At 30.4% G+C, this 16,292-nt stretch carries 15 protein-coding genes and 9 tRNA genes; 6 read left to right on the top strand and 18 right to left on the bottom strand.

The window, feature by feature from the left end:
- Positions 1-350: 350 nt before the first annotated feature.
- Complete coding sequence (locus LL038_RS19750; protein ID WP_216124480.1) at positions 351-1,337, top strand: DnaD domain protein; 987 nt, start codon at positions 351-353, stop codon at positions 1,335-1,337.
- A complete protein-coding gene (locus tag LL038_RS19745) occupies positions 1,330-2,310 on the top strand; it encodes an ATP-binding protein (protein WP_216124483.1) in 981 nt (326 codons plus the stop codon). The genes LL038_RS19750 and LL038_RS19745 overlap by 8 nt, the downstream gene beginning before the upstream one ends.
- Before the next feature lie 158 nt (positions 2,311-2,468).
- Here LL038_RS19745 and LL038_RS19740 read toward each other — a convergent pair.
- The 8 genes from LL038_RS19740 to LL038_RS19705 all read right to left on the bottom strand — a co-directional run bounded on the left by LL038_RS19740 (position 2,469) and on the right by LL038_RS19705 (position 3,140).
- Positions 2,469-2,543: transfer RNA gene (locus LL038_RS19740), tRNA-Thr, on the bottom strand.
- 7 nt (positions 2,544-2,550) lie between these two features.
- A tRNA-Asp gene (locus tag LL038_RS19735) sits at positions 2,551-2,627 on the bottom strand.
- A gap of 5 nt (positions 2,628-2,632) precedes the next feature.
- A tRNA-Val gene (locus LL038_RS19730) sits at positions 2,633-2,708 on the bottom strand.
- 13 nt (positions 2,709-2,721) lie between these two features.
- Positions 2,722-2,796, bottom strand: a tRNA-Glu gene (locus LL038_RS19725).
- A 15-nt stretch (positions 2,797-2,811) separates the two neighbouring features.
- A tRNA-Thr gene (locus LL038_RS19720) sits at positions 2,812-2,886 on the bottom strand.
- Between the two features lie 9 nt (positions 2,887-2,895).
- Positions 2,896-2,972 (bottom strand) — tRNA-Asp (locus tag LL038_RS19715).
- Between the two features lie 5 nt (positions 2,973-2,977).
- A tRNA-Val gene (locus LL038_RS19710) sits at positions 2,978-3,053 on the bottom strand.
- A gap of 12 nt (positions 3,054-3,065) precedes the next feature.
- Positions 3,066-3,140 (bottom strand) — tRNA-Glu (locus LL038_RS19705).
- Positions 3,141-3,473: 333 nt separating this feature from the next.
- Between LL038_RS19705 and LL038_RS19700 the strand changes: the two genes are divergently transcribed.
- On the top strand, positions 3,474-4,703 hold the full coding sequence (locus LL038_RS19700; RefSeq protein WP_216126378.1) for an NAD(P)/FAD-dependent oxidoreductase: 1,230 nt from the start codon (positions 3,474-3,476) through the stop codon (positions 4,701-4,703).
- A gap of 244 nt (positions 4,704-4,947) precedes the next feature.
- On the opposite strand, the gene LL038_RS19695 is transcribed toward LL038_RS19700, so the two are convergent.
- A complete protein-coding gene (locus LL038_RS19695; protein WP_216126380.1) occupies positions 4,948-5,697 on the bottom strand; it encodes an acyl-[acyl-carrier-protein] thioesterase in 750 nt (249 codons plus the stop codon).
- A gap of 274 nt (positions 5,698-5,971) precedes the next feature.
- Between LL038_RS19695 and LL038_RS19690 the strand changes: the two genes are divergently transcribed.
- Entirely contained in the window at positions 5,972-6,565 is a 594-nt protein-coding gene (locus LL038_RS19690) for an ECF transporter S component (RefSeq protein ID WP_216126382.1), read from the top strand.
- Positions 6,566-6,605: 40 nt separating this feature from the next.
- Here the strand turns inward: LL038_RS19690 and LL038_RS19685 are convergent, their stop codons facing one another.
- The 4 genes from LL038_RS19685 to LL038_RS19670 all read right to left on the bottom strand — a co-directional run bounded on the left by LL038_RS19685 (position 6,606) and on the right by LL038_RS19670 (position 11,124).
- Positions 6,606-6,791 (bottom strand): DUF1858 domain-containing protein, encoded by a 186-nt coding sequence (locus tag LL038_RS19685; protein WP_071614767.1) that lies wholly within the window; start codon positions 6,789-6,791, stop codon positions 6,606-6,608.
- Between the two features lie 249 nt (positions 6,792-7,040).
- The gene (locus LL038_RS19680) at positions 7,041-8,327 is read right to left on the bottom strand and encodes an adenylosuccinate synthase (RefSeq protein ID WP_216126384.1); all 1,287 of its coding nucleotides are present in this window, start codon (positions 8,325-8,327) and stop codon (positions 7,041-7,043) included.
- A gap of 158 nt (positions 8,328-8,485) precedes the next feature.
- Positions 8,486-9,898, bottom strand: a complete 1,413-nt coding sequence (locus LL038_RS19675; protein ID WP_216126386.1) for an NAD(P)/FAD-dependent oxidoreductase — start codon at positions 9,896-9,898, stop codon at positions 8,486-8,488.
- 263 nt (positions 9,899-10,161) lie between these two features.
- Positions 10,162-11,124 (bottom strand): 3'-5' exoribonuclease YhaM family protein, encoded by a 963-nt coding sequence (locus LL038_RS19670; RefSeq protein WP_216126388.1) that lies wholly within the window; start codon positions 11,122-11,124, stop codon positions 10,162-10,164.
- Positions 11,125-11,419: 295 nt separating this feature from the next.
- On the opposite strand from LL038_RS19670, the gene LL038_RS19665 reads away from it, so the two are divergent.
- Positions 11,420-11,674: a hypothetical protein gene (locus tag LL038_RS19665; protein WP_216126390.1), complete on the top strand. Its 255-nt coding sequence runs from the start codon at positions 11,420-11,422 to the stop codon at positions 11,672-11,674.
- Between the two features lie 55 nt (positions 11,675-11,729).
- Here LL038_RS19665 and LL038_RS19660 read toward each other — a convergent pair whose 3' ends face one another.
- Complete coding sequence (locus tag LL038_RS19660) at positions 11,730-12,641, bottom strand: C40 family peptidase (protein WP_216126392.1); 912 nt, start codon at positions 12,639-12,641, stop codon at positions 11,730-11,732.
- Positions 12,642-13,266: 625 nt separating this feature from the next.
- Between LL038_RS19660 and LL038_RS19655 the strand changes: the two genes are divergently transcribed.
- Positions 13,267-13,944, top strand: a complete 678-nt coding sequence (locus tag LL038_RS19655; protein ID WP_216126394.1) for a VTT domain-containing protein — start codon at positions 13,267-13,269, stop codon at positions 13,942-13,944.
- 91 nt (positions 13,945-14,035) lie between these two features.
- Here LL038_RS19655 and LL038_RS19650 read toward each other — a convergent pair.
- The 4 genes from LL038_RS19650 to LL038_RS19635 all read right to left on the bottom strand — a co-directional run bounded on the left by LL038_RS19650 (position 14,036) and on the right by LL038_RS19635 (position 16,053).
- Positions 14,036-14,111: transfer RNA gene (locus tag LL038_RS19650), tRNA-Thr, on the bottom strand.
- Positions 14,112-14,143: 32 nt separating this feature from the next.
- Complete coding sequence (locus LL038_RS19645) at positions 14,144-14,470, bottom strand: TM2 domain-containing protein (RefSeq protein ID WP_216126396.1); 327 nt, start codon at positions 14,468-14,470, stop codon at positions 14,144-14,146.
- 135 nt (positions 14,471-14,605) lie between these two features.
- Entirely contained in the window at positions 14,606-14,995 is a 390-nt protein-coding gene (locus tag LL038_RS19640) for a hypothetical protein (RefSeq protein ID WP_216126398.1), read from the bottom strand.
- A 2-nt stretch (positions 14,996-14,997) separates the two neighbouring features.
- Positions 14,998-16,053 carry a ParM/StbA family protein gene (locus LL038_RS19635; protein WP_216126400.1) on the bottom strand — a complete coding sequence of 352 codons (1,056 nt, stop codon included), beginning with the start codon at positions 16,051-16,053 and terminating at the stop codon, positions 14,998-15,000.
- Positions 16,054-16,292: the final 239 nt, after the last annotated feature.

Here is a 16,292-nt window from a genome sequence, read left to right as displayed (position 1 = left end):
TTTTTACGAGAATGTCACTACAGTGTGCATATGTGGTTTCTATACCACCATCATTGTTATAAGTAACACACAGATAACGCTTTTTTTCATCTTAAAGCATTCAATATTATACCTCCTATGACACTTGCTTAATATGCCCTTTTGTACCATAAATTAAACATTATTCAAATATTCTTTTATTTATATTTTTAACTATATGGTATACTATAGGTTGAATAATAAAATTTTTATAGATTAAAATACACTATATAATTTATTATCTACATTATATAGATAAACTTAATTTTAGATGTTAAAATACTAATTCTAAAATACTAATTCTAAAATATAAAAAGGAAGGTAGTGACTTTATGAGCACTTTCATGTTTAAAAATGAAAATTATAAATATACTCCTGTGAGTAATATTTTTATAGATAAGTTTATGCCTAGAGCTAGGGGAGAATTTGTTAAAGTTTATCTTCTTGGACTAAAGTATTGTGCATCTGGAGAAATAGGTGCTACATCTTCGGTAATAGCAAATACCCTTGGACTCCTAGAAACGGATGTCGTTAATGCTTGGAACTACTGGAATGATGAAACCATAATTAAAATGACTCCAATTGATAATATGGGTAATTTTAATATTGAATTTTTAGACCTTTTAGATGTTCCAAATGAGAATATACAAAATATAAATTTACTCGAGGAATTAACCAACTCTTCTATAAAGGGCATGCTACAGGATATTGAAAAACTATTAGCCAAACCATTATCACCAAAAGAAATGACAATGTATCTAAGCTGGCAAAAAGATTATAACTTTCCCCCAGAATTAATACTTCTATTAATTCAATACTGCGTATCAAAAGGTAAAGTTGATTATAGGTACATTGAAACCATTGCCATTGCATGGCATGATGCGGATATTAAAAATATTGAAGATGCCCAATCTTATATAAAGAAACATGAGGATAAATGGATAAATATTAGAAAAATATTAAATTATCTAGGGATTAAAGCTCCTGAAATAATGAAGCCTCAAGAACAAATACTAGATAAATGGATAAATGTTTATAAATTTTCTCTCGAAATTATATTTAAGGCTTGCGATATTTGTTTTGATAGACTTAACAGAGCCGATTTTAAATATATTGATGGGATTCTAAATAGTTGGTTTAAAGACGGTATAAACTCATTAGAGGACATAGAAAAGAAAGATAAAAAACATGCACTTACTACCAAACGCAATACTGCTGGTGGTAAACCTACTAAAGGTAGCTTTAATGATTATGAACAGAGAGCCTACGACTTTGATGAACTAGAAAAAAAATTACTAGGATGGGATAAAAATGATTAAAGGTTATCAAACCAAGATATTAAGTATATATGATCAAATAAGACAAGAAGAAGAGTCTGACTTTAGGAAAAGAAAAATTCATATAGAAGAAACTCATCCTGAAATTATTGGATTAGATAAAAAGATAGGTAAATTATGTATTGAATTATCTATTAGTGCCTTGAAGAATATTGATAATAGAGAAAGCTATTTACATGACTTAAAAGAAAAAATAATGGATATAAGAGTAAAAAAATCTGAACTATTAGTCTCTAATGGCTTTGACATGGAGTACCTGAATTTACATTATAGATGTAATAAATGCCGCGATACAGGATTTATTGGAAACACTAAATGCTCTTGCTTTAAACAAAAGGTAGTAGATGTTTATTATACTGGATCTGAATTAAAAAGCATGCTTAAAACTCATAATTTTGATAATTTTAAATTGGATTATTATCCTTCTAGGAAAAGTGAACTTGAATCAGTATCTCCCAAAAGAAACATGGAAAAGATTTTATCTATATCTATGAGCTTTTTGAAAAACTTCGACACTACTGATGAAAATTTATTATTTTACGGAAGTTCTGGAACAGGAAAAACATTTCTGTCTCATTGTATTACAAAAGAATTAATTGATAAAGGTTCCTTTGTAGTATATAGGACGGCCGAGGAATTAATAAGGGCTTTAAAAGATATTAGATTTAATAACAATAGTGCTTTAGAAGAATTACTAATAGATTGTGACTTACTTATTATCGATGATTTAGGTACCGAGCAGCTTTCAGATTTTAATAAAGCTGAACTGTTTAACTTACTTAATACTAAGTTATTAAAACAAAAGAAGATGGTAGTATCTACTAATTTATCTCTTGAAAGTTTACTTAAAACTTATGCAGAAAGAATAACTTCTAGATTATTTGGCAATTTTACTGCTTGCAAATTCTTTGGAGATGATATAAGGATAAAGGAAAATTTGAGTAAATTAAAATAATATTAAAATATAATCATTAATAGAAAGTACATATTACTGCAAATGCATTTGTAGTAATATGTACTTTCTATTATTAAGCACTTTTCTGAAATGCTGATAAAATCTAATGATTTTTCAGTGAATTAAAAAAAGTTCTAAACATTAGTTTAGAACTTTTTTGGAGCTAGCAATAGGAATTGAACCTACAACCTGCTGATTACAAGTCAGCTGCTCTACCGTTGAGCCATGCTAGCAAAAATATGGCGACTCAGAAGGGACTCGGACCCTCGACCTCTGCCGTGACAGGGCAGCACTCTAACCAACTGAGCTACTGAGCCATATATGGTGGGAACAACAGGGTTCGAACCTGTGACCCTCTGCTTGTAAGGCAGATGCTCTCCCAGCTGAGCTATGCTCCCATATATGTTTTGGTGGTGACTCCTAGGGGAATTGAACCCCTGTTACCACCGTGAAAGGGTGGTGTCTTAACCGCTTGACCAAGGAGCCTTATTAAATTTTAAATGGAGCTAGCAATAGGAATTGAACCTACAACCTGCTGATTACAAGTCAGCTGCTCTACCGTTGAGCCATGCTAGCTAATAAAAATGGCGACTCAGAAGGGACTCGGACCCTCGACCTCTGCCGTGACAGGGCAGCACTCTAACCAACTGAGCTACTGAGCCATATATGGTGGGAACAACAGGGTTCGAACCTGTGACCCTCTGCTTGTAAGGCAGATGCTCTCCCAGCTGAGCTATGCTCCCATATATGTTTAGTGGTGACTCCTAGGGGAATTGAACCCCTGTTACCACCGTGAAAGGGTGGTGTCTTAACCGCTTGACCAAGGAGCCATAGTCGTTGTCACTTTATTAATTATGTAGTTGGGTCTCGCAACCCGACATAAACTATAATACCTAATTTTTCTTGATGTGTCAACATATTTTCTTGCTTTTTTTCATTCTTTTTTTTAATATAGTACATAACTCTAGTAAATTCAACGGTTTAAGCTTTAAATAAATTTTATATTTTTTTTCATATATTACTATCCACTACTAAATTCTAGCTACTTTGTGATTTTATATGAAATTATATAAAATCCATGTTCATCTTACTCATTTTAGGGTAAAATTATAATCAAACAATTTATATATGAACATAATTTTTTCTCGAAGGGAGAGATTTTCTTGAAACATACTCTTATAATAGTTGGCGGAGGCGCTTCCGGTCTAACAGCTGCTCTTATAGCTAAGGATTTCGGTATAGATGTAGCGATAATCGAAGGAAGCGATAGAATTGGTAAAAAAATATTAACTACTGGTAACGGTAGATGTAATATTAGTAATGATAATATAAATAATGATAGATACCACAGTGATAATCCTGGTTTCTTTGCAGATACTCTAAATTCTTTTTCTGCAGCGGATACTATAGATTTTTTCGCTTCTTTGGGCATACCTTTGGTAACCGTAGATGGAGGTAAAATATTCCCTATGTCTATGCAGGCCTCCTCAGTTCTTGATATATTAAGATTTGCTCTAGACGAAAAAAACATTCCTGTCTATACAAATACCAAAGCTAAGGAAATCACTAAAACTAAGAAGGGTTTTAAAATTTACAGCTCAGATAATAGTATATATGAATGTGACAGGTTGATTCTTGCTGCTGGCGGCAAATGCGCCCCTAAAACAGGTTCTGACGGCTCTGGATATACATTGGCAAGACAATTAGGTCACGATGTGCTTCCTCAAGTACCTGCCCTTGTACAGCTTAAATTAAACTATAGTAGGTTAAAAGCTTTATCCGGAGTAAAATTTGATGGCTATGGAGAAATATTTATAAATGGTTTATGTATTCAAAAGGAATTTGGAGAAATACTCTTTACGGACTACGGTATTTCTGGCCCTCCAATACTTCAACTTAGCAGAACTGCAGCTCGTGGCTTATCTAAAAGTAATAAAGTTTCTTTGAAAATTGACATGTTACCAAATATTAGCCATGAAGATCTACCAAAATTTTTAAACAAACATTGGTCATTATTTGAAGGTCGCGACCTTTGTGATTCATTTATTGGCATAATTCACAAGAAACTTATTCCAATAATTTTAAAAGAAGCCAAAATAGAAGATATGCATAAACCTTGCCGCGATTTAGCCCTAATAGAAAAAGAAGCTATTTATGCTTTGCTTAAACATTGGCAATTTGAAGTATCTGGCACTAATTCTTTTTCAAATGCCCAAGTTACTGCAGGAGGTATTAATACAAAAGAAATTAACCCTCGAACTCTAGAATCTAATATTATAAAAAATCTATTTTTTGCAGGTGAAATATTAGACGTTGATGGGGATTGTGGTGGTTTTAACCTTCAATGGGCGTGGAGTTCTGGTGCTGTTGCAGGCAGAAATGCTTCCAAATAGATTTTCTTATATATTACTAATGAAAAGGATAGATTGCTCAGATTTCTTTCACTTCACCATGTAACTCTAAAATTTATATTATTTACATCTGCTAAAAATCACAAACTCGCTTTTGCTCAAACATGTGATTTTCTTCACGCATCTGCAAATAAAATAAATTAAGAATTACTATGGTTTGTTCAAATGAATCCTACGCAATCTATCCTTTTGTTATCATTATATAAGAAAAAAGCAATTTTAGTTACTATACCCAAATACTTTCCAAAAGAGTTAGTTCAGTTCCTTCTTCGTTTATGATTCTATGTCTACATATCGTTTTATCAACTTCTTTTATAACCTGCGTGCTTACTTTTATAATTTCTCCATATTTTGTTTCCTTTGTGTAAGTCACCTTAATGTTTTTAAGTTCTTTATTTAGTATTATGTCCTCAGGTATTGTTTCCAAAGCCCAAGCTGCATATTTAACATTGTTTACGTGCATATTTGTATCAATATCACTGTATCTTACCTGAAAACTTTTCTCATTATCCACTTCATTTATTGATAATATATTCTCAATGTTTTTTAATATATTGGGACTATCATCTATACCATAAACTTCATACAAATCTTTTGTAACTCTTATTGGTCTTCTTGTATCTGTGTTTATTAAAATCCAAATTGAATCAGCATGTCCTATTTTATTTCCTTTACCATCAAAGATATCATATTTTCTATCTGCATAAAACTTTTTAAAAGAATGTGCAAATGTCTCCACCTTTATAGTCTCGTTAAGAAGTGGGTAAGACTTAATTGTTATATCCCACTTATATAAGACCCAGGCCATTTTATTCTCTTTAAGGTAGTCTATTCCAACTCGTAAAGTTTCACTTTGATACATTGCCATATCTCCTAGATAATTCATTATACTTGTAATCAGAACTCTTTTTTGTATATCTACTTCATAATAATGAATGTTATACTCTCTGCCAGTAACCACTGGAATTTTACTCATCAAATCACCCCTATATTTTTTATAAGTATATAATATCTAATAATTTTGTTATTAATAATTTTTTTATACTTAGATTATATCAAAATAAACTGCTTAAATATTCAATAATAAGTTAATATAAATATAAACTTTGATAAATTTTTATTTATCTATGTAATTGTTATGAAATAAGTGATAAAATATTGTTGTCAGTATTCGTTATGAAACTGAACTATAAATAAGGATTATGAATAGGTCGACTTATATCCTTATGGAATAAGAGCGGAGGGAACACATGATTAATAATAACTCTATTAAAATTAGAAAAATAAAAACACGTGAACTTACAACCATTGGTATGCTATCAGCTGTTTGTGTAGTACTTGGATTAACTGGATATGGTTTTATTCCACTTCCTGGTGCCAAAGCTACTATAATGCATATTCCGGTTATTATAGGTTCAATAATAGGTGGCCCTATAGTTGGAATGACCATTGGTTTAATATTTGGTGTTTTTAGTATTATACAAAACATAACTGCTCCCAATATACTATCTTTTGCTTTTATAAATCCTTTAGTATCTGTATTACCAAGGGTTCTTATTGGTCTTACTTCGTACTATGTTTATAAACTAAGCTTTGGTAAAAATGAAAACCTAAGAATTGGACTTGCTACTGTAATCGGTTCTTTAACTAACACATTTGGGGTTTTAACTATGGTATACATTTTATACGCAGCTAAATTTGCCGTTTCTAAGGGCATAGACCCTTCCATTGCTGCAAAAACCATTTATGGTATTGCTATAATAAATGGTGTTCCAGAAGCCATCATAGCTACTATAATTACCATTCCTGTTATATTGGCCATTAAGAAAATAAGAAAAAATTAAAAAACAAGACACTTAGCATTTGCTAAGTGTCTTAATTTTTTTATGCGTTTATTGCAGTCATTAATTCTTCTAAATTAAGACCATGAACCATTGATGCTTCTTCTAATGTTTCAGCTTGTGCTGAAGGGCATCCAACACAACCCATTCCAAAGTTCATTAATACTTGAACTGATTCTGGTTTTTGTCTTACAACTTCGCCTATTGTCATATCCTTAGTTATTTTCATATTATATACCTCACTTTATTTTAGTTTGAAATAATTATATCAGAATTTGACTAGTTAATAAATAAAAATATTCACTAACTTTAATTCTCATTCTCATTGTATTCTATATACTTAAACTTTACTAGTACGCACTTTTTTAATCTTTAGTACCAATTTGTATACCTCATGCATGTTTTCTATATTATTTATATTTTCCTATAATATAAAAAACATACATGAGTATAAAATAATTTAATATATATTTATATACTATATTTCAGTTAATACCATTGTTTGATCTCTTTTAGGACCTACTGAAACTATTGAAACTTTGACACTAGTAAACTCTTCAATTCTCTTTAAGTATATTTTTGCATTTTCAGGAAGTTCTTCATAACTTCTTGCATCTGCTATACTTAAATCCCAACCATCAAATTCTTCATATACTGGCACGCACATAGCTAAATCCTCAAGACTTGCTGGGAAGTAATCTATAATACTACCCTCAAATTTATATCCTACGCAAATTTTGATTTTTTTAAGTCCCGCTAAAGTATCTATTTTGGTTACAGCAAAACTAGTGATTCCGGAAACTCTTGCTGCCGACTTTAATATAACAAGATCAAGCCACCCACATCTTCTTGCTCTACCTGTTGTTACACCAAATTCAAACCCTTTTTCGCGAATCCATTCTCCTGTTTCATCCTCAAGTTCTGTTGGGAATGGGCCTTTTCCTACTCTTGTAGTATAAGCCTTAGCTACTCCTACGACACTTGTAATCATTGTAGGTCCTATTCCTGCTCCAACACAAACTCCACCTGCAATAGTGTTTGATGAAGTTACAAAAGGATATGAACCATAATCTATATCAAGTAAAGTACCTTGTGCTCCTTCAAATAAAACATTTTTTCCAGCTTTTATTGAATCATAAACTTTAACTGATATGTCTTTGACAAAAGGCCTCATCCTATCTGCATATTCTAAATACTGTGTATATATTGTATCAAAATCTAAAGCTTTTCCGCCCAAAACTTTTGTTATTATATCATTCTTAATTGTTAAATTAGTTTTAAGTTTTTCTTTTAGAACATCTTTTTTCATTAAGTCACAAACTCTAATTCCACTTCGTTCAAATTTATCAGTGTAACAAGGGCCTATACCTTTTTTGGTAGTTCCAATATCATTTTTACCTCTGGCTATCTCATATAAATTGTCTAACTCTTTATGGTAAGGCATTATAACCTGTGATCTATCACTAATCATTAGTCTTTCAGGCGTTATATTCTCACCTAAATCTTGTAAATAGTCAATTTCTTTAAATAAAGCTTCTGGATCTACAACAACACCATTACCTATTACATTCAATTTATTTTTGTATAGTATTCCTGATGGTATTAAGTGAAGTTTGTATTCTTTATCTCCTACAACAACAGTATGACCTGCATTGTTTCCGCCTTGGAACCTGACTACAACGTCTGCTCCCTCAGCAAGATAATCTGTCATCTTACCTTTACCTTCATCACCCCACTGGGCCCCTAAAACAATAAATGCTGACATATAAATTCCTCGCTTTCTTTCAATTCACAATAAATTTCTTAGATCCCTTGGCGCTCAAACTTCATTGCCTATTATGTTTACTTTATATTTGAATTATACACTTTAAACATTCATATAACCAATTATTTAAATTAATCATCATCGAAGGTGCTGTAATCTTAATCTTCCTTTGTAGTTATATCTCTTGCTACTATGACTCCAGTTGCAGATGCTTGCATTAGCCCTCTAGTTATTCCTGCCCCATCCCCTATAGTATACAAATTATTAATCGCTGTTTCAAATTTATCATTTGTACTAAACTTACTAGAATAAAACTTAACTTCCACGCCATATAATAATGTGTTTTTGCTATATAACCCTGGCGCTATTTTGTCAAAAGCCTTTAATGCTTCTACAATAGATGTTAGATGTCTTTGTGGTAATACAAAACTTAAATCACCCGGTACTGCTGATTTTAAAGTAGGCACTGTAGTTGACTTACTTAACCTATTAACATCTGTTCTTCTCCCCTTTAGTAAATCCCCGAGTCTTTGAACCATTATTCCTCCACCAGTTAACATGTTACCTAACTGAGCTATATATTTTCCATAACCAATAGGCTGATTAAATGGCTCTGTAAAACTAGTAGATACAAGCATTGCAAAGTTTGTATTGGTTGTTCTTAGTTTTTGATCTGAGTAACTATGACCATTTACAACTGCAATTGTATTATCATCATAATACTCTGCTGACACTACTCCACCTGGATTCATACAGAAAGTTCTAACCTTATTACCAAATGTATCAGAATAATAAACTAATTTTGCTTCATATAAATCCTTTGTTAGATGATCCATAACAGAATTAGGCACCTCAACTCTTACCCCAATATCTACCGCATTGTTAGTAACCTTTATACCATGTTTTTTAGCTTCATTTGCAATCCACTCAGCCCCACCTCTACCGGGAGCAGCTACAACGTATTTCGCATTAACCTTAAAAACACCGTCTTTATTTTTTAATAATACTCCAGTGGCTTTATTGTCCTCAATTATTATCTCTTCCACTTCACTAAGTTCAACAAAGTCTGTATTTGTATTGTCTATTAAATGATGATACATAGATTTTAGGACTTCATACGCAAGTTCTGTTCCTAAATGTCTTACAGGGCACTCAACAAGACGAATATTGTGTTTACTTGCCTCATATTTAACATCCTCTACTTTATCACTATTAAGTCCATAGACCTTTTCATTTGCTCCAAACTCTATGTATATATCATCACAATATTTTATTAATTTTTTTGATTCATCTTCAGACAAATATTCTAGAAGTCTTCCACCAACTTCTGGACTTAGCGAAAGCTTACCATCTGAAAAAGCTCCAGCTCCAGCCCATCCATATGTTATTCCACAGGGATTACATTTAACACATTTGCCATTGATCCTCGCTGGACATTTTCTTTTCTCTATATTTCTTCCTTTATCAACTATAAGTACACTAAGTTCAGGTTTTTTATTAGCAATTTCCAGTGCAGTGAATATTCCCGCTGGACCGGCTCCTACAACAATTACATCGTAAAAATTTTTCATTTCATATGCCTCCTTATATTACTCCGTATAGAATAAAAATTATCAATGGTAACCATACTCCTTAATATTAGCAGAGCAATATTAAGGAGTCAATACAAAATACGAATATTAGTAATTTATTTTTAATAATAGTTCGTGTATATTATCACTAAATTGCTCTATACAAAAATTTAAAACAAAAATGCACTTATTCATATATATTGAATAAGTGTATTTTTATTTTAATTAATTCCAAACCTATCCATTATACTTGCTATTTTTATCTATTTCTTAAGAAAACTATTATAAATACTTATATTATCTAATGATCTTATTCTTTCTGAGAATTTACCTTCTTTTGTATCCCCTAAGGCTTTATTCATATCATACATTCTTGCATCCATTATGTCTAAATGATGTAACATTTCTGCTTCTGGTATCATTGGTTTTTTAGGACTTCCATATTCTGCTTCATAATGATGAGCCAGTACCATATGTTCTAGTAACATTGTTACTTCTTTATCCGCTTTAACCTCAATACTTGCTGTTTCTATCATTTTAACTCCTTGAATTATATGTCCTAGAAGTTGTCCTTCCACTGAATACTCACTTACAATTCCAAGTTCACTAGCATTCATCTCATATATTTTTCCAATATCATGAAGTATTATACCTGCATATAACAAATCTGTATTTAAAAAAGTATAAATCTCGCTTAATTTTTCTCCTGCCTTAAGCATAGTGGTTGTATGATATAAAAGTCCTGATCTTATAGCATGATGATTAGACTTAGCTGCAGGGTAATGCATTAGTTTCTCTTCATTATAAGTTAAAATATTAGTAACTATATTCTGAATATCCATATTTTCAATTTTAGATAAGTAGTTTAAGACATCATCATACATTTTTTCTGGTGCGTAAGGTGCTACTGCCACATAATCACAAATATTTACGTTGTCTTTTTCCTCAGTTAATCTTATTGCTTCAATCTTTAATTGAAGTTTTCCTCTCCACTCATTTACAGTTCCCTTAATTTTAACTAATATGCTTTGTTTAAACTTATTTTCTAATTCATCATTGCACTCCCAAAGTTTTGCATTTATATCGCCTGAGGCATCACCTAAATTAAAATCCAAATATTTGTTTGTATTACTATTATTAGAAACCTTTGTGTCTACAGACTTTATAACAAAAAAACCTTCAATTCTATCCCCTTTTTTTATTTCGCTTATCTTCTTCATTTCCATATTAATCTCCTTATGTTGTAATAAATGTATTATATAAAATACGTTATGATGATACAATCAATTAATGTTTTACACTTATAAAGTGAATCACATAACTTTAATATCTCTATCAATTATACATCATTATTCTTTATAAATTAAACTAATTGTTTTATAGCTTAACCATTAATCCTCATTTAACAAATATTTTTATCTAACAGATTAAAATATAAGTTTACTAATGTTTCCCAGAATATTTTACCGTTGCTAAACTATATTGTTTAAGTTATAATTTTTTAATAATGGAGGTGTACACATGAACGTTAATTTTTCTAATATTAATCTTAATACCATTATTATGTTTGCATTAGCATTGTTACTTGCTTATCTTGGTATTTCCGTATTTAAAATGGTTGGAAGGATATTAAGTATCGCACTTGGTATATTTCTTTTAATATATGTCCTTCAACAAGTAGGTATTACTGTTCCTGTATTAACTGATATTCTTGCCATTTTATTAAATGTGATAACCCCAATTATAGATGCTGTTAGACATTTAATAGGTTTGTAAACATCAACAATATTTATTTTTAATGAAAAGATTAATAGGACAAGCGTAAATTAGCTTATTTTATTAGTCTTTTTCCTATTACAAAATTATTATTGTAGTATCCAGTTAATGAAGATGTTTTAATAACATCACCTGTCTTTGGTGATTGTATAAACTTATTGTCCCCAACATATATACCAACATGAGATACTTGATTAGGTATTGCTGAATTTGTTCTAAAAAACACCAAATCTCCCTTTTGAAGACTATTTATATTAATTGATGAACCTACATTTACTTGATCCATTGTTGTTCTAGGTAAATTTATGCCTATGCTTTTATAAACATACTGCACAAGACCTGAACAATCAAACCCACCACTTACATATTTGCCCATAACGTTAAATTTAGCTGGTGTTGAACCTCCCCACAAATATGGCATGCCTAAAAATGTATTTACGTACGTCATTAATATATCGATATCCTTAGCCCTAGATGATTGTGAATTAACTAAGCTTATGTAAGTTTTAGATATATACCCTACTTTACCATTGTATATAGTTTTATAAAAACTATTTTGCGTTCCATATATATTTACTTTAAGACCTTTTTTTATAATTTCTATAATGTTATCACCCATAGAAGCTTCTTTTCTCACATTTAAACTATATGCTGTAACAATCCCCGTTCCCATAGATTGTAACAGTGATATATTCACAGTGCTTGTACTATTTATGGTCGTTATTTTAACATATGAACTGTATATGTATCCAGTCTTACCTTTATAATTTATTTTATAGAAGTTTCCCTCTTTTCCAAGTGTATTCACCATAGTATTTCTCGAAAGTGAAGTTATAATAGGAGATGAAAGTGAAGATTTTTGCCTTACACATAATGAACTTGCATTTATTATTGCACTATCAGCAAATACAGTATGTGAACTTGCCATAATAAATAAAACTGCTATAAAAGTTATTATTTTTTTCATGCACTCATCTCCAATAATTATATATTACATATTGTTACTTTTATTGGTATTATTGTAACACAAGTTGGCTATTTTTTATATACTTATAATTAAATATTATAATATATACTGTTACTTGTATGCTTTGTGACACAAAAATCACTAGGTGATAATTATACCAATAGGTAGAAAAAAAGTAGTTAAGATTAAACCTTAACTACTTTTCTAACTCACTATTATTTTAATTTATTAACCTTCTCTATCCTATGCTTAAAAATTCTTCCCACAAGCAACTAATCTTTTATCACTTTTTATTAATTTACTTTTGTCTATTCCAACCTTAACTTTTATCTTTTTCATATACATTCAACCTCACCTTATATGTAATTACACTTTAAGTGCTTAAACAGTAGCCTTTTAACTTCCTATTTTTCATATCTACTAGTATTATTACCAATAATATTTCATCTTAATCAACTTCCATTATTATATATATGTTGAATATATATAAATAATGCTTTTTTATAAATAACATAATATTTACATACCTATTTGATATTTATACAACAATTTGTAATTATAATTAAATTAACGATAAAATGGTTAGTTAAACAAATGGAAATAAAATTATTACAAAGGAGAAAATATGGATATTTTAATTAATTTTATAAATGTAATGATGCATATTGATACGTATTTAACTTTGATAGTGCAGCAGTATGGGATATTAACATATGTTATTCTTTTCTTAATTATATTTTGCGAAACAGGTCTGGTTATCACACCATTTTTACCAGGAGACTCCATGTTATTTGCCGCAGGAGCTCTCGCAGGGATTGGATCAATGAATATATTTACTCTTCTAATAGTGGTATATCTTGCAGCAGTACTCGGAGATACTGCTAATTACCACATTGGTAAAACTATAGGAAAAAATATATTAGAAAAGGATAGCATAAAGTTTATTAACAAAGATTACTTAAAGAAAGCTCAAATATTCTATGAAAAACATGGCTCAATGACAACCGTAATAGGCCGTTTTATTCCAATAATTAGAACCTTTGTACCCTTCGTAGCTGGTATTTCTAAAATGAATTACTCAAAATTTATACCTTATAATATGTTTGGTGGTGGATTATGGGTAAGTTTGTTCTTAGGCGGAGGATACTTCTTTGGCAATTTATCTTTTGTTAAAACTCATTTTTCTTATATGTTAATAGCTATAATGATCATTTCATTACTCCCAGGAATTATAGTATTCATGCAAGAAAAAAGTAAAAAAAATGGAGATACAAAAAATAATATTCCAAGTACTGAGATATAATTATTAGATCTTTATATATAAGCAATAAAAAATGAGTGTAGCAAGATGATTAAAAATCATCTTGCTACACTCATTTTGTTTGATTTACAATTGGAGCTGAAAAAGGGGATCGAACCCTCGACCTACGCGTTACGAGTGCGTTACTCTACCAACTGAGCTATTTCAGCATATATTAAAAAGTTCTAACTATTGCATTTGTTTAATAACGATACAAATTTTTGTTAAGCTTTAATCCATTCTCATCAGTAAATGCATTAGTAACAATCAAAATTAAATCAACTAACACCCATATTCCAAAACCACCAAAAGTTAAAATCATTAAAATTCCTGTACCTATTTTCCCTACATAAAACCTATGGATACCTACTGCACCAAAGAAAATACACAGCAACAAAGTGAGTAGCCAGTTTTTCGAACTAATATTCCGATCCTGCGTCATATTAGCTTGAATCAATAAATTAATGCCACAAATCTTACAAAAATTAGATCCATCATCATTTTGAGAATTACAATTATGACAGAACATTAAATCACCCTTTTTTATATTATTTGGAATACCTCATTTATATTTTATCATATGTGTCAATACTTTACTATATATATAAATGAAGTATTTATTAACTTGCACAATAAATAGGAGTGACTTTTACGTCACTCCTATCTACAGAGACATATCTTTTACGCAGCTAAGCCTTTTCATATAATCACTTTCAACAGAATCTATATCTTTTTTTTGTTTCTCATCTTTTATTTTCTTAACATCAACTAAATCGCTAGTCTTTAAATCAGAATCTGGCATAGCGCTTTTAAAAAGATCACCAACTATATTACCTATATATTCTTTAACCTGCGGATTATCTAAAATATTTGCAATATCTACAGTATCTAATTTCTTAACTTTATCACCATAGTCCCTATAAAACCTTAACGCCTGCTTAATAAGTTTGGAATTATTTATACCCTTTTTCTCCATATTGCCCACATAATTTATTAAATCTTTGTCTGTTTCATCTCCTAAATTTGATGATACAGTTTTACGGAGTGCCCCCATGATTATTGCCTCTCAACATTGGTTGCAGCAACTTCTTTATTTCCATCCAAGTATTCTAATACTAAAAGTTCTTTATATCTTTCAGCAAACAGTATAGCATTTGCACATTGAGGATTCTTATTTTCAATTAGTTTTGGCTCAGTTTTTATAAACTCAGTTTGTAGATATTCTAGTAATAGAATAGCAGGCCCACCTATTATTCTTATATCTTTACAAGTATTCGGTTTAAAAGAGCTATTAATTGAACTGATTGCTTTCTCTACATAAGGTCTTAACACTAGATCTTTAATATCTTGCAATATGTTTTCCTCTCCAAAAGGTAGTTCATTGTCCTCTAAAAATTCAATAGCATCTGATATATCATAATTACCATCAGATCCTTCAGCTGAGTTAAACTTAGTAAGAAGAGCTTCTATTGTTGGTTCAAACCCATGTTGTGCAAAACTACTAGCCTTAGTCATTCCAAGCACTTTATTACCAAATTCATCTTTTTCATATTTCCAATGAGACACATCTAAAGTACCACCACCAAAATCAAGTAATAGCATTGGGTAACTAAATGTTTCCATAGTTTCAGCACTTAACGTTCCCCCTTGTTTAAATACCTGTACATCTAAAATTTCTATATCATATGTTACATTATTTATAGTTATAGTTTGTTTCTCCATCTTCTTGATTTCATTTTTTAGTGGAACACTATGGTCTATATAATATTCTGCTGGGAGTCCCACAGCAAGTCTTACCCTTATCTTAGTTTCACCCTTAAAGCTTAGTGCAATAGCATTAAGTAGGTTTAACTTATAATGGTCTGACATATATTTATTAGCTTCCATATTTAGTTTACCTTCTTTGTTTCCTACTGTAAATAACTTACCATTCCAAATAATGTTACTTATTCCTGTAGCCCTCGAGCCATGCTTACTTACAGCAGATACACGACTCGCAAAAGTTACATTAGTACTTGTTTTTGTAAATGTATTTCCTATATCTACAGTTAATACTGACGCCAACACTTTATTTAATGCAGGATATTTTTTTGATATTTCTGTTAAGTTCATTTCTTATTCCTCCTAAATTTTTCTATTTGTTCTTTCTTGTTATATATTCTATATTTTAGGTTAATATCCTTCTTTTAATTGCTTTATTTGTAAATATTTATAAATATACCTGTAATTGTTTATTTACATACCTATAAATATATATATGTATATTTACAAATGTAAACATACATATATATATTTAAGAAAAAACCCTTAATAACACTCCTGCGATAACAGCTTCTTCATTATTATTCATG

Origin of the sequence: Clostridium estertheticum, assembly GCF_026650985.1 — a bacterium.
In the GTDB taxonomy this organism is placed as follows: Bacteria; Bacillota; Clostridia; order Clostridiales; family Clostridiaceae; genus Clostridium_AD; species Clostridium_AD estertheticum_C.
Note: the sequence above shows the minus strand (reverse complement) of the source record. Positions and strands in the feature narration are given on the sequence as shown.

Coding starts and splice junctions, on each gene's coding strand:
- LL038_RS19750 (WP_216124480.1), top strand. CDS start 351: ATGAGCACTTTCATGTTTAAAAATGAAAATTATAAATATACTCCTGTG.
- LL038_RS19745 (WP_216124483.1), top strand. CDS start 1,330: ATGATTAAAGGTTATCAAACCAAGATATTAAGTATATATGATCAAATA.
- LL038_RS19695 (WP_216126380.1), bottom strand. CDS start 5,697: ATGAGTAAAATTCCAGTGGTTACTGGCAGAGAGTATAACATTCATTAT.
- LL038_RS19690 (WP_216126382.1), top strand. CDS start 5,972: ATGATTAATAATAACTCTATTAAAATTAGAAAAATAAAAACACGTGAA.
- LL038_RS19685 (WP_071614767.1), bottom strand. CDS start 6,791: ATGAAAATAACTAAGGATATGACAATAGGCGAAGTTGTAAGACAAAAA.
- LL038_RS19680 (WP_216126384.1), bottom strand. CDS start 8,327: ATGTCAGCATTTATTGTTTTAGGGGCCCAGTGGGGTGATGAAGGTAAA.
- LL038_RS19675 (WP_216126386.1), bottom strand. CDS start 9,898: ATGAAAAATTTTTACGATGTAATTGTTGTAGGAGCCGGTCCAGCGGGA.
- LL038_RS19670 (WP_216126388.1), bottom strand. CDS start 11,124: ATGGAAATGAAGAAGATAAGCGAAATAAAAAAAGGGGATAGAATTGAA.
- LL038_RS19665 (WP_216126390.1), top strand. CDS start 11,420: ATGAACGTTAATTTTTCTAATATTAATCTTAATACCATTATTATGTTT.
- LL038_RS19660 (WP_216126392.1), bottom strand. CDS start 12,641: ATGAAAAAAATAATAACTTTTATAGCAGTTTTATTTATTATGGCAAGT.
- LL038_RS19655 (WP_216126394.1), top strand. CDS start 13,267: ATGGATATTTTAATTAATTTTATAAATGTAATGATGCATATTGATACG.
- LL038_RS19645 (WP_216126396.1), bottom strand. CDS start 14,470: ATGTTCTGTCATAATTGTAATTCTCAAAATGATGATGGATCTAATTTT.
- LL038_RS19640 (WP_216126398.1), bottom strand. CDS start 14,995: ATGGGGGCACTCCGTAAAACTGTATCATCAAATTTAGGAGATGAAACA.
- LL038_RS19635 (WP_216126400.1), bottom strand. CDS start 16,053: ATGAACTTAACAGAAATATCAAAAAAATATCCTGCATTAAATAAAGTG.